The following is a 25,447-nucleotide window of genomic DNA, read 5'->3' on the forward strand; positions in this document are numbered from 1 at the left end:
TTACTCATATTCTATGAATAATATAAAAAAGAAAATACTTCAAAAAAATATTAAAAACAAATTATACATGAACAGTAAATCAGACCTTCTAAAATTACAATCAATATCATGTTATATCTGTGCTTATTATATCTTATATATTATACAGAAATATGAAGTTCTATAAAATTCAAAGATGTATATACTATACATCTTTGAATATAATCATTTATTTATGTTGTAACTTGGCATAATCAAGTAATATATTGGCAGCTTCTGTTACAAAAGCCTGCTCTTCGGGTAAAGGCGGACGTTGCCCTACTTTCATTTTGGCACGTGACTCAGCCAATGCATCCAAAGATGCTTGATAAGTCTCCCAATTGCTATATGGCTTCAGATCTGTCAATTTACGGCGTTGGTTTTCTGCATCGAGCGTTTTTTGCTCCATGCGGTCAATTTCACTGCGACGATTGTCAATATCTAGCTCTACACGTTTTGTGTCATCTTCTTTCTTCGTAATTTGACTACGTGTTTGTAAATAATTGAACTGAGGATCTTGCGATACACGTGTAGCAGAAAGTTTATCTAGTTGTGGCATATATTGTTGCCAGTCTCCTTCTCGCTTAAATGCAGCAGTTGGAATGGTATCCCATTTAAGTGCATTTTTCGCTTTACGTTCACCAAACTCTTCATTGTAAATATCGACAAGTTTAATATCTGGAATTACACCTTTATTTTGCGTACTTCCACCCGTAATACGATAGAATTTTCTTTGCGTTAATGTCGCTTGACCATAAGCAATGTTATCTAACTGTACTTGGGCAGTTCCCTTACCGAGTGTGGTACTGCCAATAATCACACCACGGCCATAATCCTGAATAGCTGCTGAGTAGATTTCACTGGCAGATGCAGAGCCTAAATTCACTAAAACAGCAAGAGGTCCAGAATAAATCTGCTTACCATTGTCATTATCTTCAAAAATATTCACGTTGCCATTACCATCGCGAATTTGAACAACAGGGCCAGTTTTAATCACTTGCGCAATCATTCTCGCTACTTCTTCCAAAGAGCCACCTGGGTTATTACGCAAATCAATAATAATCCCTTCAACCTGCTGACTCTTTAAAGATTCAAGTGCTTTTGCCGTATCTTGAGCAACTGAACGATAGTCGGCACCATCACGGCGTGCGCGATAGTTTAAATAAAATGATGGAATTTCAAGCACACCAAACTTATGCACTTCACCATTGCGTGAGATATCAACGGTACGTGAACGTACCCCTTCATCCTCTTCTTTAATAATGTCACGCGTCAATGTTACATTACGTGCTTGGCTCATCGGTACACCTGTACCCCACACACGAATCGTAACTTTGGTTCCTCGTTTTCCACGAATCAGCCCGACAATTTCTTGACTTGACCAACCCACGACATCTTCCATTTTTTTGCCGTCTTGAGCAACACCAATAATTCGGTCACCAGGATGAATTTGTCCTGACTTACTTGCAGGTCCACCCTCAACAATAGTTTCTACTTTTATATAATCTTCATTTCTACGTTCTGGACGTATAGAAACACCAATACCTTCCAATTGCAAAGTTGTTTGACGATTCAACTCCATTGCATCAATTGGTGGAAAGTAATTGCTATGAGGATCGTACGTTAACGTCATCGCGTTTAGAATTTTTTCTAAAACATCATCGCTCTTTAGACGATTAATTCTTTCTAATTTACGTGTATAACGTTTTTTTAATGTTTGCGCTGGTGTTAAATCTTCACTACTTGTTAAGTCTTGGCCGTTCGCTAAAGAAGGATCTGCCTTAAGTACCTTTTGTTTTGCATCATCTTCTTGCTTGGTAATCGTAAGATTAATAAGCTGCGATACTAAAATTTTATGCCAGTAGTCTTTTCGTTCACTGTCATTTTGAAAGTAGGCTGCTTTCTCGCGATCAATATCTAAATATACACCTTTTTGATTTAAGTTCTGTGGTGTTTTCAACTCCTCAAGCATGTAGTTATAAAAGTTAACTAAATGCTGACGATATTGTGCATGAATTTCATAAGCAGCCGATAAGTCACCTGCCTTTAAAGCAGCCCCTAGTGTCGCCCCGTACTTTTGCTTATAACCATTTACTTCTGATGCTAGAAATAAAGTATGGTCAGGATCGAGACTATCCAAATACATATCTAAAATACGCTGAGAAGTCGTCGCATCTAATCGCATATTTAAATAATGTTGACGGTCTACAAGTGTTGCCAATTGTCTTGTAACTAGCTTTTGTGCCTGTGTAGGTTCTATAGTTTGGCGTGTGACTTCTGCGGTATTCGCTGCAACCGCATTAGACATGGTGTTATTAAAAAACAAACCACCAGTTGCTAAAGCAATGGCACAAGCGATTATTTGAAGTTTCATAAACGAATTATATTTCCTTGGTGTTTACCCAATTTTCATAAATTTATAAATATATGAAGTATGAAAATGTTAAATACACTATACCTTCTACATCATGTAGTTTTATCATATTCTCTACTAGCAGAATGTAGCAAATCATTGCAAAATTTACTCATTTTTTAAATCTATACAATAAACGGACAATATTATTATGATTGGCGCACTCATGTTTGACATAGAAGGTACCTCTTTAAATAAAGAAGATATTGAAATTTTAACAAACCCTCAAGTGGGTGGAGTCATTTTATTTTCTCGAAACATTGAGTCACCTCAGCAAGTGCGTCAACTCACTGACCATATGCGCCAAGTTAGACCAGATATTTTAATTGCTGTAGACCAAGAAGGTGGTCGTGTACAACGATTAAAAGCTGGATTTACACGCTTACCTGCTATGGGTCAGTTGGGCGAACTCTATTTATCAGACCCAACAGCAGCAATTGAACTTGCAAAAAATTGTGGTTGGCTAATGGCAACTGAAGTACTTGCTGTTGGAATTGACTTTAGTTTTGCACCAGTATTGGATTTAAATAATATTAGTGATGTGATTGGAGACCGTAGTTTTTCAACACGACTTGAAGATATTCCTATATTGGCAGGTGCATTTATGCAAGGTATGCATGATGCAGGTATGCCAACCACAGGCAAACACTTCCCTGGTCATGGTTCAGTGAAAGCAGACTCACATATCAGTGCAGCAACAGATCATCGTAGCTATGATGAAATTTCAGACAATGACATGCAGGTATTTAGTGAGCTTATACCTCAATTAGATGCCATTATGCCTGCACACGTCATCTACCCTCTTGTAGACCGTAATCCAGCAGGATTCTCTAGTTATTGGTTACAGGAAATTCTAAGAAAACATTTAAGCTTTGAAGGTGTTATTTTTTCTGATGACCTGTCAATGCAAGCGGCATGTGTTGTAGGTGATGCTGATGAGAGAATTAAAGCAGCTCTTGAGGCAGGATGCGATATGGGTCTTGTATGTAATAACAGAGATGCAGCCAAACTTGCACTTTCAGCAATACAAAACTACCCGTTACCTAACCAAACCAGATTAGAACGTATGCGAGGGAAAATTCCTGAAAAAATGATGATTGACAATGAACTTTATTTAGATTCGACATGGGAAGAAGTTCGTAGTCAAGTCAGTGGATTCGTTACAAAATCAGTTATATAAGCATCTAAACTTGTTGAAGTGAATTTCATTTTAAGAAATCACTTCAGCTTAAATCTGTAATAAAAAATAAACGATTTGAACAAATCTGCTATGTCTGAAACATAGAATAGAATATAAAATAATATTTTATTTATTTTAAGTATTCTTCATGTCAAAAAACCTAATTTCTCATACTGATGACAAAATTCCCTATGAAAATGAGTTGCGCCTTGCTCACCTCAAAGAAAGAATTAAAACAAATTTTGACTCAGATACGTCCCTGCAACTCATTCAAGTATTGAATGAATTAAATGACTTCGAATTAGGGAAATTTTTAATTCAGCATGAAGGGTTAAATGGGCACTGGACCCATGAAGTCGTTACATGGAATGAGAAAAAAGCTGTAAAAAATAAAACTGAGAAAGCATTATTTGCAGAAATTCCTGCCACACTTGCGACTCGACAACGCTTTCATACCTTTAAACAGATCATTCGTTCTTTATTATCAGCCCCCAATCAAGTTATTGCCTCTATTCCATCAGGCTATATGTCTGAAGTGCTGTTACTAGATGCTGAAATACTAAAGCATACTCAAATGATTGCTGTAGACTTAGATAAAGATGCGCTAGATGGTGCATTTGCGCTTGCTCAAAATCAAAAAATTTCCGAAAAATTAAAATTAATTCATGAAGATGCTTGGAATATTCAGCTAACTGAAGAGGTCGACATCATTACAAGTAATGGCCTCAATATCTATGAACATGATAATAACCGTGTGATTAAGCTGTATGAAAAGTTTTACAGAGCACTAAAGAAAGATGGAACACTCATTACCAGTTTTCTTACGCCACCGCCTACACTATCACCGGCATCTCCATGGAAGATGGAAAATATCAATTTAACTGCGCTTCAGTTACAAAAAGCAATTTTCTTAGATATTTTAAATGCAAAATGGAGTGCTTACAGAACTGAAGACCTAACAAAACAACAGCTCGAACATGCTGGTTTTAAAGAAATAAAATTTATTTATGATGATGCTCATCTTTTCCCAACTGTAGTTGCAAAGAAATAATCTTTTACGAAAGATGGCGAGTTTTTTCTAGAGATAACTGGATGTCTCTGAATTAAAATTTGCATTATTTCAATAGACTGCTACTATTTAAATAAGATTTTTTGATTTAATTTTAGTCATGCAGCAATCTATCGAACAATATATGCAACACATCGGAAAGCAAGCACGAAGTGCATCTCAAGTGCTTGCTTTTGCCTCTACTAAAACTAAAAATAATGCTCTACAAGCCATTCATGATGCTTTAGTTGCTCATCAACCTCAAATTTTAGCAGCCAATAAAATTGATATGGAACGAGGTCAAAGTAACCAACTTGATGCTGCTTTACTTGATCGCCTAGAGTTAACTCATCAACGCTTCCAAGGCATGCTAGATGGACTTAAAGATGTTATCAACCTGAAAGATCCGATTGGTGAAATTACTGATTTAGCGTACAGACCTTCAGGAATACAATTGGGTAAAATGCGTGTTCCTCTTGGCGTCGTTGGTATGATTTACGAATCACGCCCAAATGTTACGCTTGAAGCTGCTTCTTTAGCATTAAAGTCAGGCAATGCCATTATTTTACGTGGTGGTTCTGAAGCATTAGAGTCAAACAAAGCATTGGCTCAAGCTATTCAATCTGCACTCAAACAAACTGAACTTCCTTATGAGGCTGTACAGGTCATTGAAACTGCAGATCGTGCTGCTGTGGGTGAACTTATTACACTTACCGACTATGTAGATGTCATTATTCCACGTGGTGGCAAAGGCCTTATTCAACGCATTACCAATGAAGCAAGAATACCTGTCATTAAGCACTTAGATGGCAACTGCCATGTCTATGTAGAAGCTCAAGCAGATATGAATAAAGCTACTCCAATTGCGATTAATGCAAAAACACATCGTTATGGTGTATGTAATGCCATGGAAACACTTTTAGTTGATCAAGCAGTTGCAGATCAATTTTTACCTCATATTGCAACACTATATGAAGAAAAAGGTGTTGAACTTCGTGGTTGCGAGAAGACACAGCATATTCTAGGTGATCGCGTTCATCCTGCAACAGAGGAAGATTGGTATACGGAATACCTCGGCCCTATTTTGGCTGTCAAGGTTGTCGACAATATGAATGAAGCTATTGTTCATATCAACCACTATGGTTCTCATCATACAGACGCCATCATTACCGAGAATTTTAGTTTGGCACAAGAGTTTTTGGCTCGTGTAGATTCAAGCTCTGTTGTTATTAATGCATCAACAAGATTTGCAGACGGTTTTGAATACGGTTTGGGTGCAGAAATTGGTATTTCAACAGACAAAATTCATGCAAGAGGTCCAGTTGGCTTGGAAGGACTCACTTCGCAAAAATGGATTGTATTAGGCCACGGCGAAATACGTCAATAATTAAATAATCGCAATCTTATTTAAAAACTCGATTATAAAAGATAAAGATGAGAGTTGTATGTTCATTTATACGCAACATACAGCTCTCATTTTTTTAGTTCTTTATTCTATAAAATTGAAATTTTTTATAAGTTGTCACACCATGAAATAAGACCAAAATTTACTTTATTGTTGTACAATTTATATAAGCCAATAATATCTATGAGCCTTGAATTTAAATACTGTATGCTTATATCTCACACTTTCGCATTCAAATAACTCATGCACTGACTCAAATAAAATATAGGTTAAATAATTTGTTTTCTTAAATGCAATACTTCGATATCTAATGATAATGGGTTACCTACATCCGCATCTATCGGATAAGGATCACGCTCACCAGTTAATTTATAACCTCTTCTTTCATAAAAATGAATCAGTTCCTTTCTTAAAGAAAGTACCGATATTTCAAATGTATTAATAGAATAATTTTTTATTGAGAACTCTTCTGCTAATTTTAATATTTTTTTACCTATTCCCATATTCTGAAATTTTGGGTGAGATGTCAGCATTCCTATATAACAGGAATTATATTTTTTCTTAATATGAACACAACCAATGAGCTCTTGACTACTAAACATTACGAATAATTTAGAATCCTCTTTAAATAGTTTTTTTAGTTGTTCATAATTGATTCTATTACCATCAATAATATTAGCTTCAGACGTCCAACCTTGAAGATCTTTCGATCTATAGGAAATGTTTACAAGATCTACAATTTGATGAATATCTTTAAAATTAGCTTCTCTGAAATTTATTAAGTCCATTGTTTTATGCTCTTGAATTTTTCTTAATCCAGATTCATATCTAAAAAAGATGAAACCATATATTAAATTAGTATACTCATAGCTTGATCTTTTATAACCAATACTATCATTTTTTCTAAAATCGATAATTTTTTCTAAAATTTAAAATAAAATCCTCAGACTTCATTTTAATTGTCATTGTGGATATCTTTACCCGATATACTTATGAAAAATAATGACTATTTTTTATATGTAGAAATAGCACAATTAAGATCATTTTTTAAATGGCGGCATGAGTTAATCACGAGTAAAGCAACCGAAAACTATGCAAGAGTTTTCACTAAAACATGTTCATTTTACTCAATCTAAAAATTTTGGTATAAGCTGATATTTCAGCTTAATCTATTTACTCTTTTGTCAATGACTCAATCATCATTTTATACGCATAGATATCATCAAAGATGTATGATTTCGATTTTCCTGTTCTTTCTTTTTCTTTCTGACAATAATTAATCATTTTATCAGTTGGAATTTTAGGTGCATATATTCCATCATCTTGAGAATTCACTTCAGATGTCTCAGATAAATGAGCACTCGTCTCACTTAAAGCAGCACGTGCTTGCCACGTTTCCCAACACTCTTCAATAGAAGCAATACGATACACACTCTCATCCCCATCTTGCTTCTGAGTCAGTATTTTTGCCGAACGGTGCGGATATTTCCCAATGATGTAACGCTCAAAAGCATTACGTTCTTTATCTAAATCAAACATAATATGGCGCTGAAAATTTATTCACTTATAGATTAAAAAGTATAATAACATCATAAATACGAAAAATTGATGACTTTATCTACTTAACTTAGTTTTTTATATTTCTTTATATTTTATTCTTAATTTTTGCATGAATTTTCACATTTATGGAATAAAGGAGAATTCATTTTTCTATAGGTATTTAGGGATAGTTCGGCTCAGAACACCACAACCTATTTATTTTATTTTATAATCTGAATCGCTAGCTAACAGCCCGCCTACAGAGAATTTTGAATATGACCACTATTATCAAGCAAGAAGACTTGATCACATCAGTCAAGGATGCGCTTCAATTTATTTCTTACTACCATCCCCAAGATTTTATTCAAGCCATGAGCCGTGCTTACGATCATGAAGAAAACCAAGCTGCAAAAGATGCTATTGCACAGATTTTAATTAACTCTCGTATGTGTGCAGAAGGGCATCGTCCAATTTGCCAAGACACTGGTATTGTTAATGTATTTGTAGACGTAGGGTTAGATGTAAAGTTTGATCTGCAACTTAGTCTTGATGATGCAATTAATGAAGGTGTTCGACAAGGCTACTTAGAAAACTCTAATATTTTGCGTGCTTCCGTTTTGGCAGATCCTGCTTTTGGTAGAAAAAATACAAAGGATAATACACCCGCAGTTATTCATTATAAGCTCGTTCCGGGCAACAAGGTTGATATTACTGTTGCAGCTAAAGGCGGTGGTTCTGAAAACAAATCAAAACTTGCAATGCTTAATCCATCAGACTCTATTGTTGACTGGGTATTAAAAACTGTACCGACTATGGGTGCGGGTTGGTGTCCACCGGGTATGCTTGGCATTGGAATTGGTGGAACTGCTGAAAAAGCCATGATGCTGGCAAAAGAAGCACTCATGGAAGAAATAAATATGCATGAGCTTTTAAAGCGAGGCCCGCAGAATAAAATTGAAGAGCTTCGTATTGAAATTTTTGAAAAAGTAAATGCATTAGGCATAGGAGCACAAGGTCTAGGTGGCCTAACCACAGTTCTAGATATTAAAATTAAAGACTACCCTTGTCATGCGGCAGGTAAACCTGTAGGTATGATCCCTAACTGTGCAGCAACGCGCCATGCACACTTCCAGCTTGATGGTTCAGGGCCTGCACATATTCAAGCACCAAAGCTCGATGATTACCCTGAAATCACATGGTCTACGTCTAAAGCAAAACGTGTTAATTTAGATACCATTACTCAAGAAGAAATGAATACATGGAAGCCAGGCGACACCTTGCTGCTCAATGGAACAATGTATACTGGACGTGATGCAGCACATAAACGTCTCGTAGAAATGATTGATCAGGGACAACCTTTACCTGTGGATTTAGCGGGTAAATTCATCTATTACGTTGGACCTGTAGACCCTGTAGGAGACGAAGTCGTTGGTCCTGCTGGTCCAACCACAGCAACACGTATGGATAAATTCACACGTAAAGTATTAGAAAATACTAAGCTCTTTGGCATGATTGGTAAAGCAGAACGTGGACCACTTGCAATTGATGCAATTAAGGACAATCAAAGCACTTATCTCATGGCTGTAGGAGGTGCGGCATATTTAGTTTCAAAGGCTATTCGAGAAGCTGAAGTAGTTGCTTTTGAAGATTTAGGTATGGAAGCAATCTATAAATTTGTTGTTGAAGATATGCCGGTCTCTGTGGCTGTAGATGTAAATGGTACATCTATTCACGCAATTGCCCCTAAAATTTGGCAAGAAAAAATTGGAAAAATCCCTGTTATCGATGCGATGATACTTTAATCCAATAAAGTAGACATTGTGTTTATAGCTGTTACACGATGTCTACTTAATTGTAATCAGCGGAATTGATTTCATTATTCAGTCATAGTATTTTAAATCAAAAGTTCTATCATAACCCTATATAATCATAAGGCATTTATAATGACTAAATATATAAAATCATTTCTGTTATCCGTTATTATCTCTCAATCAATTACTACCGCTTTTGCTAGTCCTGCTCAACCAGCAACAGCACAAAAGATTGTAGAACTAACCCAACTAGAAAATGAGTTCAATACTAATATTAGAAACTTACAATCTATGTATATTAACCAAGCGACAGAACTGGTTAAACAACAAACAAACCATCAAACATTAACAGCAGCCGATAATCAAGCTATTGAAAAAATTATGCAAATTTTCAATAGAAATACTACAACTATTTCTAAGTCTGTAGATGTGAAACAAATTGCTAGTGAACTCTATCGTCAATCTTATACAGAAGAAGAGTTACAAGCCTATAAAAGATTCTTAGAGTCTCCTGAAGGTTTATCTGTCGTGAAAAAAATTCCTATTTTCACTGCAAACTTAAATCAAGCAATTATTCAAAAAACTCAAGTTATTAGTGCTCAACACAATATGACAGAACAAACGAAACGAGAAATCAGTCAGATTCTCTCTGCACTACCAAAATCAAAATAATGCATTAAGGGAGTGTATGATAAATCGCATACACTTCCGCTTTAAACAACTTTTCATCATCTTGCTATCGTCCAATATCTATAAATGCCTACTAGCATCAGCCTTAAGCCACTTTTCATTCGTTCATCTATTTTTTGTCCCACTACCACTTCAAGAAAACTTAATTAAAGAAGCTATTCGACGTTCATACCTCAATGAAATGTTTACAAAAACACCCAGATATATTTGAACATCAGCTACTCAAATTATTCTTAAAAAGCAGAATACTCTGGCGCCTATAAAGAGATTAAAACCTTTATCTCTCGGAGTATTGCAAATCCTATCCAAACACTAAAGATAGCGTTAATTCTCAAAGATATTTTTAGAAATCATTAGATACAAGAAGATAAACTCTTCATATCAAAAATATCACTCAGTAGATAATAAAAAACTTTACTGCCTACATAGAAAATGATGCTCAAGAAAGTTTAAAATTCATACGACTTTCAAATGACTACCTCTTCAAAATACTTGCACTTATATATAGAGTTGTTATTACGTAATTACATCAAAAAATTGCAGTTGTTACTTCCATTTGGGTTAAATTGAATATCATTTCTCTAAGAGTTTTGCTCATGCAACTTAAAAGTATTCATCAAATTATTTTACTACTTGGTGGAATATTCTTTTGTCAGCTTAGTCAAGCGACTCCTGCCTCTCAAGCCTCTATCGACCAGTTATTTAAGGTATTACAGATTAAAGAAAATACTCAAGCAATGATTAAACCTCAGGAGCTGAAATTACTAGGTTTAGACAAAGAATCTTATTGGAATAATATAGAACCACAGCTTAAAGAGCTTTACAAAAACAACCTATCCGAAGAAGAACTTCAAGCACTTAACCGTTTTTACCAAACACCCGAAGGTCGTAGTTTATCTGAAAAGATGCCTCAATTGAGTCAGCAAACCTACAAAATTGTTATTAAAAATATGATGAGCAATAGTAATATTAGTAAAGGGCTTTTTAATATGCTTGGCATTCAACCATAAATAGACTAAGGTTAAAATGATAAAATATCCATTTAAATAAAACACTCATTTTAAAGGAAATGGGATGACCAAAAACTATTTTACATCTACTTTAGCCATATTTACTTTTGCAATAACATCCATGAGCTATAGTCATGCAGCATCACCAACCGAAGAGTTAATGACGCTCACACATGTACAGGACACGATTAACCATACATTTGACAGTATTGTGCCAATGTATAGACAGCAAGCTACTCGTCTTGTCCAACAACATACAGGTCATACAAATTTCACTATAAAAGATCAACAGGCCGTAGAAAGAATTACACAAAGTATGCTTTCGAACTCTCAGGCATACTTACAGCGTATGAATATCATGCAAAGTATCCAAGGCGTATATGCAACTTATTATAGTGATCAGGAAATACAAGCCTATCTTAAGTTTCTAAAATCGCCTGAAGGTCGCTCAATTATGAGCAAACAAGGACAGATTAATGGTGCAGTAGAACAACAACTTGCTATGGCCATTTCTACAGTTGCAAAGAGCCCTGGTTTCCAACAGAAAATTGCTCAAGATACTCAGGCTATTTTAAGTCAGTTATTATCAAAAAATTAAGAATATAAAAAAGCGCGCCTATTGCGCGCTTTTTTACAATCTATCGAATTAAGCAGATTTTGAGCCTACAACTTTTAATTCAGATTTTTCTGGTTCTTCAATATCAGCTTTAGGCTGACGTGTCGACTTAAATTCAGGTTGAGCACCTTTATTGACAACATCATCTGTTACAACAACAGTACCCACATCTGTACGGCTTGGTAAGTCATACATTGTTTCTAAAAGCACATTCTCTAAGATAGAGCGCAAACCACGTGCACCTGTATTTCGATCTAATGCTTTTTTCGCAACAGCACGTAACGCAGATGGTTCAAATACTAAATCTACATCTTCCATATCAAATAAATGTTGATATTGACGTGTTAATGCATTTTTAGGCTCAGTAAGAATTTGCATTAATGCTTCTTCATCAAGCTCTTCTAGAGTCGCCAAAACAGGTAAACGACCGATAAACTCTGGAATTAAACCAAACTTTACAAGATCATTGGCTTCAACTTGACTAAAGAGTTCAGATACTTGTTTTGCATCATCTTTCTTTTTGACTTCTGCATTAAATCCAATACCACCTTTTTCTTGGCGCTGTTGAACAATTTTTTCTAAGCCAGCAAATGCACCACCACAAATAAATAAAATATTTGAGGTATCTACTTGAATAAGTTCTTGCTGTGGATGCTTACGACCACCTTGTGGTGGAATAGATGCAACCGTACCTTCAATCATTTTTAATAATGCTTGTTGTACACCCTCACCAGAAACATCACGTGTGATCGATGGGTTTTCAGCTTTACGTGTAATTTTATCAATTTCATCAATATAGATAATGCCTTTTTCGGCCTTTTCTACATCGTAATCTGATTTTTGCAGTAATTTTTGTACAATATTTTCAACATCTTCACCTACATAGCCTGCTTCTGTAAGTGTAGTTGCATCTGCCATCGCAAAGGGAACATCTAATAAACGTGCCAAAGTTTGAGCAAGTAATGTTTTTCCTGAACCCGTTGGGCCAATCAGTAGAATATTACTTTTCGCAATTTCAACGTCATCGCGTTGGCGTTCAGTATCAGAAACTTTTAAACGTTTATAGTGGTTATATACTGCAACAGACAATGTTTTTTTCGCAGTATCTTGCCCAATGACGTACTGATCTAATGCAGCACGAATTTCATGTGGTTTTGGCAGTGGCTTATTCGCCCAATCACCTGAATCCGCTTGTTGACTGGTCTGAACTAAATCTAGGCATACGTCCACACATTCGTTACAAATATATGCGTCCTCACCTGCGATTAACTTACCTACTTCAGCTTGTGTTTTACCGCAAAATGAACAATGCTTTTGTCCTTGAGGATTGTCGGACATACTTACTCCAATAAATGATATTTAACTTATGGGCGTTTATTTAATACAGCATCAACAAGGCCGTATTCTTGAGCAGCTTGAGCCGTCATGAAGTTGTCACGATCTGTATCTCTTGCAACTGTTTCATAGTCTTGTCCGCTATGTTCAGCCATCAAGCGGTTTAAACGCTCTTTAATAAATAAAATTTCACGTGCATGAATTTCAATATCAGATGCTTGACCACGGAAACCACCAAGTGGTTGGTGAATCATAACACGTGCATTTTCTAAGCAGTAACGCTTACCTTTTGCACCTGCATTTAATAAGAAAGCACCCATAGATGCCGCTTGTCCCATACAAATTGTAGATACATCTGGTTTAATAAATTGCATTGTATCGTAAATTGCCATACCAGCAGTAACAGAACCACCTGGCGAGTTAATATAAAGATGAATATCTTTATCTGGATTCTCAGCTTCTAAAAATAACATTTGAGCGACAATCAAATTCGCCATATTATCTTCAACTTCACCCGTTAAAAAAATGACACGTTCACGAAGTAAACGAGAAAAAATATCAAAAGAACGTTCTCCACGAGAGGACTGCTCTACCACCATTGGAACGAGTGCATTTTCTATATTTGGAACATACATGAGTTTATTTATTCCTAAAATTTTTTGTTACTTACTTACGATAACAATATGAGGGATAATCTCTCAAATTGCAAAACTATTCCTTGTTTTAATTGTGAATAGCTTCCAGTAATTGGACTGATTTTATACAGCATTAACAAATCTGTAACATCACAAAAAAAGGCGCTCGATTGCGCCTTTTTTTACACACAAGAAATTAACCTTGTTGCTGACGAGCTTGTTGTTCTTTTAGTAATTCTTCGTAAGAAACTGCTTTTTCAGTAACTTTTGCAGAATTTAAGATATGGTCAACCACTTGATCTTCTAAAATAACAGCTTCAATTTGTGAACGTTGTTGCTTGTCATTTTTGAAGTATTCAATAACTTCAGTTGGATCTTCATAAGAAGAAGCCATATCGTCAATGTAAGCATCAACACGTGCTGCATCAACTTCAAGTTTAGCATCTGCAAGTACTTTGCTTACAAGTACACCTAATTTCACAGAGCGTTCTGCTTGCTCTTTGAATAAGTCATCTGGAAGCATGCTTGAGTCAAATGCTTTTGCACCTTCAGCACCAAACTGTTGAGTAAACTGTTGAATCATTTGCTGACGTTGACGATCAATTTCTTGAGCAACCATAGCAGAAGGAAGTTCAACTTCATTTGCTGCAACAAGTGCATCAAAAGTTGCACCTTTCACTTGGTTACGTAGACCATTTTTCACTTCACGTTCCATATTTTTACGAACGTCAGCTTTTAATTTTTCTACGCCATCTTCTTCAGTTAAACCAAATGTTTCTAAGAATTCAGCATCAATTTCAGGAAGTTTAGGTTTTTCAACTTTCTTCACATTAATTTTAAATTGCGCTTGTTTACCTGCAAGGTTTTCAGCTTGGTAATCTTCTGGGAAAGTTACATCAATTACTTTCTCTTCGCCAGCTTTCATACCAATGATGCCGTCTTCAAAGCCAGGAATCATTTGACCTGAACCTAACACAAGTGTGTAATCTTGTGCTGCACCACCTTCAAATTTTTCACCGTCAATTGAACCTTCGAAATCGAAAGTCACTTGCATGTCTTTTTTCGCCATACCCTTGGTATTTGCCCAAGTTTGACGCTGTTTACGTAAGTTTTCGATCATTTGATCTACATCTTTATCATTGATTTCAGATGTTTTACGTTCAACTTCTAAGCCATCAAATGCGTTTACTTCAACTTCTGGGTAAACTTCTACAGTTGCTTCATAAACCAAAGCATCATCTTTATTTTCAACTTTTTCAATATTTGGCATACCAACAGCATTAATTTTTTCTTGTTGGATTGCTTCAAATACTGTGTCACGGATTACGTCATTGACAACTTCTTGATAAATGCCAGCACCATATTCACGGCGCACAACATTTAAAGGAACTTTACCTGGACGGAAGCCGTTGATTTTTGCAGTTTTGGCAGTGCGCTTTAGACGAGCTTCAAACTGCTCGTTAACACGGCTCGTCGGTACAGATACGTTTAAACGACGGGCAACGCCCGAAACCGCTTCAGTCGTTACTTGCATGGCTTCCTCTATTCACTTAACTGGTTAGTAATAACAAAATTTTAAAAGTGCCACATTATATTCTATAGCAACAAGATATACAAAGTTTTGCTTATTTTTTGTCTGACCATAGTAAAATTAAGGCCATAATTGAATAATTTCGACAATTTTAAAGGGAGATCCCTTTCTTCTTTTCATATAGGCGTTCATCTTAAAATACAGATAAGTTCTAATTTAAAAACAAGCAACAATCTAATTTTTTTTTAGATGTAATTTTTAAATTTAAAAGAAATCTCCAGAAAAACATGATTAATAGGAAAATCTTTTAAATCTCAAATAAATTTGAACCAGTTCACATTATTTAGTACTATTATTGTAAATTTTAACACTTAATTGTAACTATGACTTTACATAAAGATTTACTTAAAAATGTGGAGTGGAAAGATTTACTTATTTTAAAACCTAAAGATATTTTATTAGAGCTGAGTCTTTCTCTCCCATGGCTTATGCTTTCATTTTATTTTGCGTATAAAAATAATTATCTCTTTGCTTTACCATGCTCTTTTATGTTTTTTCTTACAGGCTTAAGACAAGTACATAATGCTTTTCACTTTGCTTTAGGTATAAGTAGACCATTCACACATAAGTTCATGTATATGTTAAGTCTATTAATGCTTGGGTCAATGCATGCAATACAAATCAATCATTTAAGACATCATCAACATTGTATGACTGAAGAAGATATTGAAGCAAAAAGTGCAAAAATGCGCTGGTGGCAAGCAATTTTATTTGGCCCATTCTTCCCCATCCTATTACATAAAAAAGCCCTTGAAGTCGCCACACCTTCTCAAAAAAAATGGATTACTCTTGAGCTAATCGGAAATATAGTCATCTTAACTATTGTATTTACTGTTTTAGATATTTCTTTTATCAAATATCATTTTATAACCATGCTTATTGGACAGTGTATGACGGCGTTCTTTGCAGTATGGACCGTACATCACGATACAGAAGACCATGTTTATATGGCACGTACATTACGTCACCCTATAAAAAGATTTATCACTTATAATATGTTTCTACATGTTGAGCATCATTTATTCCCTGCAGTACCAACGTGTAAATTACATATTTTATCTAAACGTCTTGACCAATATTCCCCCAATGTAGAAATTCGTAAAGTCTTTTAAATTCTTCAATCATTATCCGAATTAACACCTTCTTAATTTGGATAATTCAAATAATATATTATATATAAAACATATAAATTACATAGTAAAATTAATTGAGACTTAATATGCTATGAATAATAATTCTTATTATTTAAAATATTATTGTTAATAAAAATAAACAACAAACCATTGATTTAAAATATTTTTTTAATTTTATTTGAGAAAAATAAAAATCTAAGGATTTTTTAATACTGAATGTGTAGATAAATTAACAATTATCATTATTATCTAATAATTAATTACATTACCACACTGAATACACTCATGTCCTTCATAAAAAATCATAAGAAAATTGTTACTTCCACAATCGCTTCATCGCTTTCAATTATTGCAGGCAATGCAATTGCGCAAGAGAATACCAGTCAATTACCGACCATTGACTTACATGCTTCACCTTCTACTCCATATAATGACTTTCAAAGTTTTAAAACAGATCGGTCTGCAAATACAAAATATGTAGCTCCCCTATTAGATACACCTAAAAGTATTGATGTTATTTCACAAAAACTATTGGCAGAAACGCATTCAAATACTCTAACCGAAGCACTACGAAATACCCCAGGAGTTACCCTAGCTGCGGGCGAAGGAGGCACACCGTTTACAGATATGCCCTATATTCGAGGTTATAGTGCGCAGTCTTCTATTTATGTAGATGGCATTCGTAACTCTGTTTCACAAAATAGAGATATGTTTGATGTAGAAAAAGTAGAAGTTACTAAAGGTTCTAGCTCAGCAATTTCTGGTGGAGGTGGTGCAGGCGGCAGTATTAATCTTATTACCAAAGAAGCACATGCAGGCGATAGATATCAAGGAACCATTGCAGGTGGTACAGATGATTATCGCCATATTACGCTAGATGCAAATAAAGATTTTGGAAATGGCATTGCCGGCCGTGTGGTCGTAATGGGACATCAGAATGAAAAGCCCGGTGAGAAAGATGGTGCCGAATACAATCGTGTAGGTATTGCGCCAAGTATTGTTTTTGGCTTAGGTACGCCAACAAGAGCACGCCTCAGTTACTACTATTTGCAAAGTGATGATAACCCAGATGCAGGTATTCCTTTCCCAATAAAAGGTGGTGCACCTTATAACGTTGCGAAAGGAACATATTATGGTTGGAAAGGGCGCGATTTTGATCGTAGACAAAATCAGGTTGGTACTTTTAAACTAGAGCACGACTTTAATGAAGATCTCAATTTATCAAACACACTTAATTATAATTATGCCTCTACAAACTATATCATGACGAATCCAGATGACTCACAAGGAAATATTGCGAATAATAATCGTATATTTCGTCGTGCAGTCAGTCAAATTTCGTCTACCAATGCTTATAGCGACCAAATGGCGTTATCAGGAAAATTTAATACAGGAGGTATAAAACACAGCTTCAGTACAGGAGCAGATTGGACTTACCAAGAAACAGATACTGGAATTTATGCATTCAATGGCTTTAACCCTAATAAGAGTTTAGATATTCAAGATCAGACAAATAATGGCAACTCAGAAAGTTGTAAGAATCCCACAATAGGCTACTGTACAACACTGAATAATCCAAATCCATATGATACTTATAGTGACAAGGCGACAGCAGTTAAAGGCTTTGCAACAACACGTAACCGTAATGTAGGTTTATATGCTTTAGATAGTATTGAATTTTCTCCACAATGGTTATTAAACTTAGGGTTACGATGGGATCAGTTTAATACAAGTATTAAATACAACTATCCAATTACACTAAGAGGTACACAGTACACAGCTGGACAAGGTGCTTCTAACGATAAAAGCTTCTTTTCTTATCAGGCAGGTTTAGTATTTAAACCAACTGAAAATGGTAGTATTTATGCCAGTTTTGCTACCTCTGCAATTCCTGTTGGATCAGATCAGTTTGACCAAACCGCAACAAGTGCCATTATGTCTGCAAATGACCTAAAACCAGAAGAAGCACGCACTTATGAAGTGGGAACCAAATGGAATATCTTTAAAAATCGTGCAAATGCAACCGCGGCTGTATTTAGAACAGAAAAGCAAAATACACGTATTGGTGTAACAAACTCAGCAACAGGTATTACAACACTTTCAAATGTTGGAACAAGTCATGTAAATGGCTTTGAGCTTGGTCTGAATGGGAACCTTACTGAAAAGTGGGACATCTCTGCAGGATATAGCTATTTAGATAGTAAGTTGACTAAAACTTCTTCAGATCTTAGATCACTTGCAGGATTAGGCAAAGCTCTTCCATATGTTTCTAAAAACAGTGCAACACTGTGGACAACCTATAAAGTACAACCACAACTTACCTTAGGTGTAGGAACACAATATAACGATCGTTCAGTCGTATCGTATGTTGCAAACAGCAATGTGCCAAAATATATTCCAACTTATACCCTTTATAATGCAATGATCAAATATAACGTAAACCGTAATATCGATTTACAGCTCAACATAAACAATATTACAGACAAGCGTTATTTCTCTACAGGACATTATCACTATGCTATGCAGGGTGATGGCCGTAATGCCGTACTTGCTTTAAATTTTAAATACTAAAACGAAGAACACAGTATGGCCAGTTGAATACTTGCCATACTGTCATAAACTATAAATTAATTAGACGTTTCAGAGAAAAACTCAAGAATCATTACGCCCACTACAATAAACCCAATACCAATATAGGCAGGAAAACTCAATTTCTGATCTAAGAAAAAATGTGCAACAACGACACAACCTATCGTTCCTAGACCTCCCCACAATGCATAAACAATTCCAGTAGGTAAATATTTTAAAGCCATTCCTGCAAATACAAATGTAATCGCATAAAATACTAAACTTAATGCAGTCGCCTTATAATTGGTAAACCCATTGGCCTGCGTCAAAAAAAACATCATCAAAACATCGACGACAATAATTCCAAATAAATAAAGATACCCCATATTGGAAACTATGAATGTGCGCATAAAATTCTCAAATTAACTTTTTTTGATACTGTACTTTATCTAACAGTAGAAATAAGATAGATATTTCATAGTTTTAGATATTTTCTAAAAAAGTATATAGTTTATGAGTTTTGTACGTATGCGAACCAAAAAGTTATCGCTTGTGGTTGTTCCATTGTTATTGACTGCATGTAGTCAAAATAATGATATCTTACAACAAGATGTATATAATAATCAGTACAACTGCCAACAAGATTGGCACCCTGATCTGTGTGAGCAGCAACCGAATTCAAATGCCAGCGCTAAAATACTTTTTCTTGGACCTCAATATTATAAAACAGTTCGCAAGGTTCGCTACTTAGGAAGTATTATTACTCGTTCAGGAAATAATTATAAAAGCTATCGACCAATTATATCAGCAGCTATTCATACTGGGGCTAAATCAACACCTGTTGCACGTAGGGGCTTTGGCAAGTCTGATCAAATCAATGGCTCAGGTGGAGGATAGCCATGAAAAGAATGATTCTACCAAAGCGTGACCAATGGGAAAAAAAACACATAGATATTGGTTTTGACTATTTTAATCTTCCTTCACGAGACGGCTCACTTTATTGGTCAGAGGGTGTGGCTTACGAATTTACTTTAAAACAAATTGAACAACTTGAAGATGCTTCTAATGAATTGCATCAAATGTGTCTTCACCTTGTAGAAGATATGATTCAGCAAGGTGACTACCCAAATTATTTCCAACTGCCACAACAAGCGATTCCTTTTATTGAGCACTCATGGAAAAATCAAGCGCCTACACTGTATGGTCGTTTTGATTTTTCATACGATGGTCAAGACATCAAAATGCTTGAATATAATGCAGATACACCAACAGGATTACTCGAAGCTTCAGTAGCGCAGTGGCTTTGGATTGAGGATGTTCAGTCTATTCCAAATCGAGATCAATTCAATAGTATTCATGAAGCATTGATTGACCAATGGAGGAATTTATATCCTTCTACAACTACAGTACATTTTGCAGCATGCCAAAGCGCAGGCCGCGAAGATTGGGGAAATTTAGAGTACCTTATGGACACTGCTTTTCAAGCAGGCCTCAATGTCAATGAATTATCTATGGAAAATATTGGATGGGATGGAAAAGAATTCGTCGATCTAAATAACCAAACCATTGAACATCTATTCAAGTTATATCCTTGGGAGTGGATTTGGGATGAAGCCTTTTCACAGCATATCAGTACAAAAACAAATTGGATTGAACCATGTTGGAAAATGCTTTTGTCCAACAAAGCTCTTCTAGTTGAACTATGGAAAAAGTTCCCAAACCATCCCTTCTTACTTGAGTCTTATGCATATGATTCTCAAACCAATTACGCTGGTAAATGGGTACGTAAACCTATCTTGGCTCGCGAAGGGGCTAACATTCGCATAATACAAGACAATATCGACTTAGGCGAAGCATCGGGTAGCTTTTACTTTAAAGATTACGACCAAAGTGGTTATATTATGCAACGCTGGGTAGATACTCCACTACATCACGGTATGCTACCTACCTTGGGATTATGGATGGTTGGTGATAAGTGTGCCGGCTTATCTTTACGCGAAGATGTATTTGACATCATTGGGAATGATGCACATTTTGCAGCACACTATTTTGTTGAATAATCAAATATTTATGACTAAATTGAATGTAATGCAACACGTTTCATATAAAATACTAAACGTGTAAAAAAGAGAATTTGTAAAAAAATTGTAAATGCAGAGATACACCATTCATACCAATCGTCAAAAGCTGTACCAGACAAATGAAGCATGGAATAAAGACCCAATAACACTAAACCAAATATAATACCTGCAACTGTTGTCTGTACTAGTATTGGGAAAGATAGTGCAGTTATTCTCCCTAAGAAGTGACTTCCATTGTCACCACCATTGGCTTTATACGCACGCTGAATACCATATACGATAATCGTGATGGTTAAAGCACCTTCTACTCCAATAATACGAGTATCCACATAAGGAGAATACATACCATAGTAATAAACCAAGGTAACTAAAACTGCTGTGACCAAGTAATAGTTCTTATAATGTTTTTTTTCTAAAGTATTGGCTGATAACTCATGTGCTAAAGCTTTCGTATTCCAAAAATACATTACTTTATATTCTCATATCTTATATGCTCATATACTTTACGCATGCCTTTCAAAAATTTAAAGTTAATTTTTAAAAATAAGCACTTCAAATTTAAAAAAGCCCATCTAAATTGATGAGCTATTTATTTTAATTAATTACTTCTTTTCTAGGACTTCAACAGGCCCATGATTATCGCAATGGCCATTGTGTTGATGATGTAAATGTCCATCAACTAAATAGTCCACATGATCTCCATGTGGGACAGCTTCATGCCCACAGTTTGGTCCATGCACATGTCCTTTTTCATGACCTGAGCATTCATGCCCTTGAGTACACTCTTCAGGATTCTGATCATTTACAGACAGCACATGTTCACCTTGTGTTTCATTTTGCAAGTGACCATCTACCAGATAATCTACGTGGTCATCGTGTTTAATTGCAGTATGTCCACAGCTTTTTCCATGTACATGATGATCATTATGTTCTGTTGTCATTTCTATTCTCCATCATTAAGTTGCACATTTTATAAACTACACAACCACCTTAACATAGTTTTTTTTAGATTGTAATCTCACTAAAGCACTTCGCGATATCAAGTCATAGTCAGTAATTCATGAATAATATAATCCAAAATTTTAGTATTTATGTTGATCTAACATCTTATTCATTTCGATTTTAGTTTTCTTAGGTTTTCCTTAGGAAATTCATAAAATATTCATAATTATTGAAATATTCAATTACAACAATAATAGCATTGGAAATATAGATATAAAAAAATAATATTAAACAAAAACTTACCTAGAATTAATCAATTTTTTCCAATTTTGTAAATACTAATAATTATCATTTATAATAACACTAGCAGTACATATATTAACAAACGGATTGATAAATCTCTTAATTCGTACATGAGGAATCAATGGGATGACGAAGAAAGCCATCAACAAACGTAACCACACCGCAAAAACTGTTGCTCTGGCAATCACTTTGCCTAACCTTGCATTGGCTGCAACATCAGAGGTAACGGACTTACCTACGATTGAAAGCTCCTCACATTCAAACAGCCATTATGCAAAACAAAGCTCCTCTGACAAAAGAACACAAGTTTTAAGAGATACCCCACGTACCACACAGATCATTACCGAAAAAACATTAAAAGAACAAAACCTACTCTCTCTACAAGATGCGCTTTCGACCACACCGGGTATTTCTTTTGGTGCTGGTGAAGGAGGTGGCGGTTATGGTGATAAAATTACGCTACGCGGATATGATGCAACAAGTAACATTACAGCAGATGGCTTAAGAGATACTGCCCTCACCACACGCAGTGACTTATTTAACTATGATGCTGTTGAAGTCACAAAGGGCGCTAATTCCGTTGAAAACGGCGCAGGTCAAGTCAGTGGCGGGGTCAATCTTGTGACTAAAGCAGCTAAAGATCAAGATTTTAACAATCTTTCTGTAGGCGTAGGTACCGACCATTACACTCGTATAACAGGTGATTTTAATAAAGTTGTGAATGATGATGTTGCTTTTCGCTTAAATGTGATGGGACACAAAAACAACTATGCTGGTCGCGATGAAGAATTAAAGCGTTGGGGTATTGCACCATCTGTAACCTTTGGTATTGGCGAAAATACTAAAGCGACCCTATCTTATGTTCATCAAGAAGACGATAATGATCCACAATATGGTGTGCCTTATTATAACGGACGTGCTGTTCCGGGTATCTCAAATAAAAATAATTATGGATATACAGACTTAGATAATGTTCGAATTACAAATAATACTGGTTTATTAAAAGTAAAAACCGAAATTACAGACAATATTCAATTTAACTCAGTCACTCGCTTAAGCGACATACATCAAGTTTCTGTCATTTCAGCACCACAAGGAACGTTCTGTTTAGCCAATGGAATGGCACCAACAGCTTATACTAATTCAAATACAACAGGTTATACAAAATGCTCTGCCCCTAGCCAATATATTGTCAGTGGCCCACGTGGATTTAAAAGAGATACAGAAACCAAGCAAATTGCAAATGATAGTAACTTTAAAATTAAGTTTGGTTCAGACTATATAAAAAATACACTCATTGTAGGTGGTGGATTTAGCCAAGAAGATTACATGCTCAAAAGTGGAAGTTATTTAAATAATGCAAATGGTTCAACCAGTACTCGTCCGAATATGGATGTTTACAACCCAAACCATGTTTGGAATAACTCAACAAATTATATCCAAGCAGACAGCCGCAGTGGCTCTGGAAGCTTAGATACCTATTATGGCTATATTTTTAATAACACTAAATTTGGTTCACACTGGCTACTCGACTTAGGTGCTCGCTACGATCGTACAGATGGTGTTTACCGCGATATTAATGGTGCTGTTACTGGTTCTCAAAATGCCAACCTATTTAGCTATAGTGGCGGCATTACATTTAAACCGACAGAATCGACTAGCCTATATATCAGCTATGCGAACTCTCAAAAGCCAACCATTGGTGTTGCAAGTGAAACCTGTACAAATACTTCTGCAAACAACACATGTAATGTTAAGCCTGAAAGCGCTGTAAACTATGAGATTGGGGCAAAGTGGGAGGTCAACCCAGACCTACTTCTTACTATTGCAGGATTTAGAAACGAACGTAATAAAGTGCGTGTTCAAGGGAATGATGGATTTAACTACGTCCTAAATGGTAAAAACTATGTAAATGGTGTAGAAGCTGGCTTAGTCGGAAACATCACGCCTCAGTGGGACATTACTGCAAGTATGGCTTGGATGAAAGGAAAATATGACCAAACCGCAGCAAATGGTGTTCAGGACTTTTCTAAAGGTGATTACTTAACTCAAGTCCCTGAATATTCAGGCAGTCTTTGGACGAACTATAAACTGAATAGTCAATGGCAAGTAGGCTATGGTGCTACATACCAAGGTAAAATGTACTTAAGCACACATACATCTGCAGCCAACAACAAAATTGCTCAAGTACAATCTGAGGACTATCTACTCCACAATGCATCAATTACATATACAATGAATAAAAACTTAAACTTCCAGTTAATTGGGCGCAACCTTACAAATAAGGTATATTACACTCACATTAGAAATAATGGTTGGGCAATGCCTGGTGAAGGAAGACAAGCTGTATTTAACATCAACTATAGTTTCTAATTTGATGCCTTGAATGCTTGCCTTTAACTAGGCAAGCATTTATTTAGGAAAATTATGATTATTCAAATTCCCAATTTAATTGGTCTTAAGCATCTCAATGAATGTCGACAACTTTTACAAAAATCACCGTGGATCAATGGCAAAGAAACAGCAGGTCATCAATCTGTACACTTAAAAAACAACTTACAATTACCTATAGATTGTGATGAAGCGCAATATATGGGGCATATCATTCAAACTGCCTTAAAAAATAATCCCCTTGCATTTAGTGCGAGTCTCCCAAAAAAAATTCTCCCCCCCATGTTCAATTGTTATCAAGATCAAGGACATTTTGGCAATCACATTGATAATGCCATTCGCTATAATTCAGAAACACAGGAATATTTAAGAACAGATATTTCATGCACTGTATTTTTCACCAATCCTGACGAATATGAAGGTGGTGAGTTGGTCATTGAAGATACCTATGGAAGCCACAGCATCAAACTTCCCGCAGGACATGCTATTTTGTACCCTTCGACAAGCTTACACAGAGTCATGCCTGTCACAAATGGTGCTCGTATTTCATCTTTCTTTTGGATTCAAAGTTTTGTTGCATCAGATTCTAAACGCCAGATGCTCTTCGAATTAGATCAGTCCATCCAATCTTTAACTCAAGAGTTAAATACAAATCATAAGGATATTGTGAAGCTGACCGGTTTGTACCATAATTTATTGAGACAATGGAGTGACATGTAATATTCACCGCTAAAGCGA

The 25,447-nt window shown here is 35.6% G+C and carries 22 protein-coding genes; 13 read left to right on the forward strand and 9 right to left on the reverse strand.

Features of this window, described 5'->3' with window-relative positions; translation table 11 throughout:
- Positions 1-208 precede the first annotated feature (208 nt).
- Entirely contained in the window at positions 209-2,392 is a 2,184-nt protein-coding gene (locus OZX61_RS09485; RefSeq protein ID WP_277094653.1) for a carboxy terminal-processing peptidase, read from the reverse strand.
- 190 nt (positions 2,393-2,582) lie between these two features.
- On the opposite strand from OZX61_RS09485, the gene nagZ reads away from it, so the two are divergent.
- The 3 genes from nagZ (at position 2,583) to OZX61_RS09500 (ending at position 6,046) form a co-directional block, all read left to right on the forward strand.
- Positions 2,583-3,611: a beta-N-acetylhexosaminidase gene (nagZ, locus tag OZX61_RS09490; protein WP_277094654.1), complete on the forward strand. Its 1,029-nt coding sequence runs from the start codon at positions 2,583-2,585 to the stop codon at positions 3,609-3,611.
- A gap of 148 nt (positions 3,612-3,759) precedes the next feature.
- A complete protein-coding gene (locus tag OZX61_RS09495; protein WP_277094655.1) occupies positions 3,760-4,662 on the forward strand; it encodes a class I SAM-dependent methyltransferase in 903 nt (300 codons plus the stop codon).
- A gap of 118 nt (positions 4,663-4,780) precedes the next feature.
- The gene (locus OZX61_RS09500; RefSeq protein WP_277094656.1) at positions 4,781-6,046 is read left to right on the forward strand and encodes a glutamate-5-semialdehyde dehydrogenase; all 1,266 of its coding nucleotides are present in this window, start codon (positions 4,781-4,783) and stop codon (positions 6,044-6,046) included.
- 287 nt (positions 6,047-6,333) lie between these two features.
- Here the strand turns inward: OZX61_RS09500 and OZX61_RS09505 are convergent, their stop codons facing one another.
- Both OZX61_RS09505 and OZX61_RS09510 read right to left on the reverse strand, forming a co-directional pair.
- Positions 6,334-6,852: a GNAT family N-acetyltransferase gene (locus OZX61_RS09505; protein ID WP_277094657.1), complete on the reverse strand. Its 519-nt coding sequence runs from the start codon at positions 6,850-6,852 to the stop codon at positions 6,334-6,336.
- Positions 6,853-7,237: 385 nt separating this feature from the next.
- Positions 7,238-7,603 carry a hypothetical protein gene (locus OZX61_RS09510; protein ID WP_195772658.1) on the reverse strand — a complete coding sequence of 122 codons (366 nt, stop codon included), beginning with the start codon at positions 7,601-7,603 and terminating at the stop codon, positions 7,238-7,240.
- A gap of 275 nt (positions 7,604-7,878) precedes the next feature.
- Between OZX61_RS09510 and OZX61_RS09515 the strand changes: the two genes are divergently transcribed.
- The 4 genes from OZX61_RS09515 (at position 7,879) to OZX61_RS09530 (ending at position 11,712) form a co-directional block, all read left to right on the forward strand.
- Entirely contained in the window at positions 7,879-9,405 is a 1,527-nt protein-coding gene (locus OZX61_RS09515; RefSeq protein WP_277094658.1) for a fumarate hydratase, read from the forward strand.
- Between the two features lie 141 nt (positions 9,406-9,546).
- The gene (locus OZX61_RS09520) at positions 9,547-10,086 is read left to right on the forward strand and encodes a DUF2059 domain-containing protein (protein WP_277094659.1); all 540 of its coding nucleotides are present in this window, start codon (positions 9,547-9,549) and stop codon (positions 10,084-10,086) included.
- A gap of 614 nt (positions 10,087-10,700) precedes the next feature.
- Positions 10,701-11,114 carry a DUF2059 domain-containing protein gene (locus OZX61_RS09525; RefSeq protein ID WP_277094660.1) on the forward strand — a complete coding sequence of 138 codons (414 nt, stop codon included), beginning with the start codon at positions 10,701-10,703 and terminating at the stop codon, positions 11,112-11,114.
- A gap of 64 nt (positions 11,115-11,178) precedes the next feature.
- Positions 11,179-11,712: a DUF2059 domain-containing protein gene (locus OZX61_RS09530; RefSeq protein WP_277094661.1), complete on the forward strand. Its 534-nt coding sequence runs from the start codon at positions 11,179-11,181 to the stop codon at positions 11,710-11,712.
- 48 nt (positions 11,713-11,760) lie between these two features.
- Here OZX61_RS09530 and clpX read toward each other — a convergent pair whose 3' ends face one another.
- The 3 genes from clpX to tig form a co-directional block, all read right to left on the reverse strand.
- A complete protein-coding gene (gene clpX, locus OZX61_RS09535; protein WP_195772067.1) occupies positions 11,761-13,068 on the reverse strand; it encodes an ATP-dependent protease ATP-binding subunit ClpX in 1,308 nt (435 codons plus the stop codon).
- A 26-nt stretch (positions 13,069-13,094) separates the two neighbouring features.
- Complete coding sequence (gene clpP, locus OZX61_RS09540; protein ID WP_195772068.1) at positions 13,095-13,700, reverse strand: ATP-dependent Clp endopeptidase proteolytic subunit ClpP; 606 nt, start codon at positions 13,698-13,700, stop codon at positions 13,095-13,097.
- A 196-nt stretch (positions 13,701-13,896) separates the two neighbouring features.
- Positions 13,897-15,234: a trigger factor gene (tig, locus tag OZX61_RS09545; protein ID WP_195772069.1), complete on the reverse strand. Its 1,338-nt coding sequence runs from the start codon at positions 15,232-15,234 to the stop codon at positions 13,897-13,899.
- Between the two features lie 380 nt (positions 15,235-15,614).
- On the opposite strand from tig, the gene OZX61_RS09550 reads away from it, so the two are divergent.
- Together OZX61_RS09550 and OZX61_RS09555 are read left to right on the forward strand one after the other, a co-directional pair.
- Positions 15,615-16,403: a fatty acid desaturase gene (locus OZX61_RS09550; protein ID WP_277094662.1), complete on the forward strand. Its 789-nt coding sequence runs from the start codon at positions 15,615-15,617 to the stop codon at positions 16,401-16,403.
- A 306-nt stretch (positions 16,404-16,709) separates the two neighbouring features.
- Entirely contained in the window at positions 16,710-18,995 is a 2,286-nt protein-coding gene (locus OZX61_RS09555) for a TonB-dependent siderophore receptor (protein ID WP_277094663.1), read from the forward strand.
- A gap of 56 nt (positions 18,996-19,051) precedes the next feature.
- On the opposite strand, the gene OZX61_RS09560 is transcribed toward OZX61_RS09555, so the two are convergent.
- A complete protein-coding gene (locus OZX61_RS09560) occupies positions 19,052-19,402 on the reverse strand; it encodes a multidrug efflux SMR transporter (protein WP_277094664.1) in 351 nt (116 codons plus the stop codon).
- 118 nt (positions 19,403-19,520) lie between these two features.
- On the opposite strand from OZX61_RS09560, the gene OZX61_RS09565 reads away from it, so the two are divergent.
- The gene (locus OZX61_RS09565; RefSeq protein ID WP_195772073.1) at positions 19,521-19,889 is read left to right on the forward strand and encodes a hypothetical protein; all 369 of its coding nucleotides are present in this window, start codon (positions 19,521-19,523) and stop codon (positions 19,887-19,889) included.
- Positions 19,890-19,891: 2 nt separating this feature from the next.
- The gene (locus tag OZX61_RS09570) at positions 19,892-21,052 is read left to right on the forward strand and encodes a glutathionylspermidine synthase family protein (protein WP_277094665.1); all 1,161 of its coding nucleotides are present in this window, start codon (positions 19,892-19,894) and stop codon (positions 21,050-21,052) included.
- 14 nt (positions 21,053-21,066) lie between these two features.
- On the opposite strand, the gene OZX61_RS09575 is transcribed toward OZX61_RS09570, so the two are convergent.
- Both OZX61_RS09575 and OZX61_RS09580 read right to left on the reverse strand, forming a co-directional pair.
- Positions 21,067-21,540, reverse strand: a complete 474-nt coding sequence (locus OZX61_RS09575) for a hypothetical protein (protein WP_195772075.1) — start codon at positions 21,538-21,540, stop codon at positions 21,067-21,069.
- A gap of 135 nt (positions 21,541-21,675) precedes the next feature.
- Positions 21,676-22,014: a hypothetical protein gene (locus tag OZX61_RS09580; RefSeq protein ID WP_277094666.1), complete on the reverse strand. Its 339-nt coding sequence runs from the start codon at positions 22,012-22,014 to the stop codon at positions 21,676-21,678.
- A gap of 430 nt (positions 22,015-22,444) precedes the next feature.
- Here OZX61_RS09580 and OZX61_RS09585 point away from each other — a divergent pair, with 430 nt between their 5' ends.
- Positions 22,445-24,691, forward strand: a complete 2,247-nt coding sequence (locus OZX61_RS09585; protein WP_277094667.1) for a TonB-dependent siderophore receptor — start codon at positions 22,445-22,447, stop codon at positions 24,689-24,691.
- 54 nt (positions 24,692-24,745) lie between these two features.
- Positions 24,746-25,429, forward strand: a complete 684-nt coding sequence (locus OZX61_RS09590; protein WP_277094668.1) for a Fe2+-dependent dioxygenase — start codon at positions 24,746-24,748, stop codon at positions 25,427-25,429.
- Positions 25,430-25,447: the final 18 nt, after the last annotated feature.

This window comes from Acinetobacter sp. ESL0695 (assembly GCF_029392135.1).
Lineage (GTDB): Bacteria > Pseudomonadota > Gammaproteobacteria > Pseudomonadales > Moraxellaceae > Acinetobacter > Acinetobacter pollinis.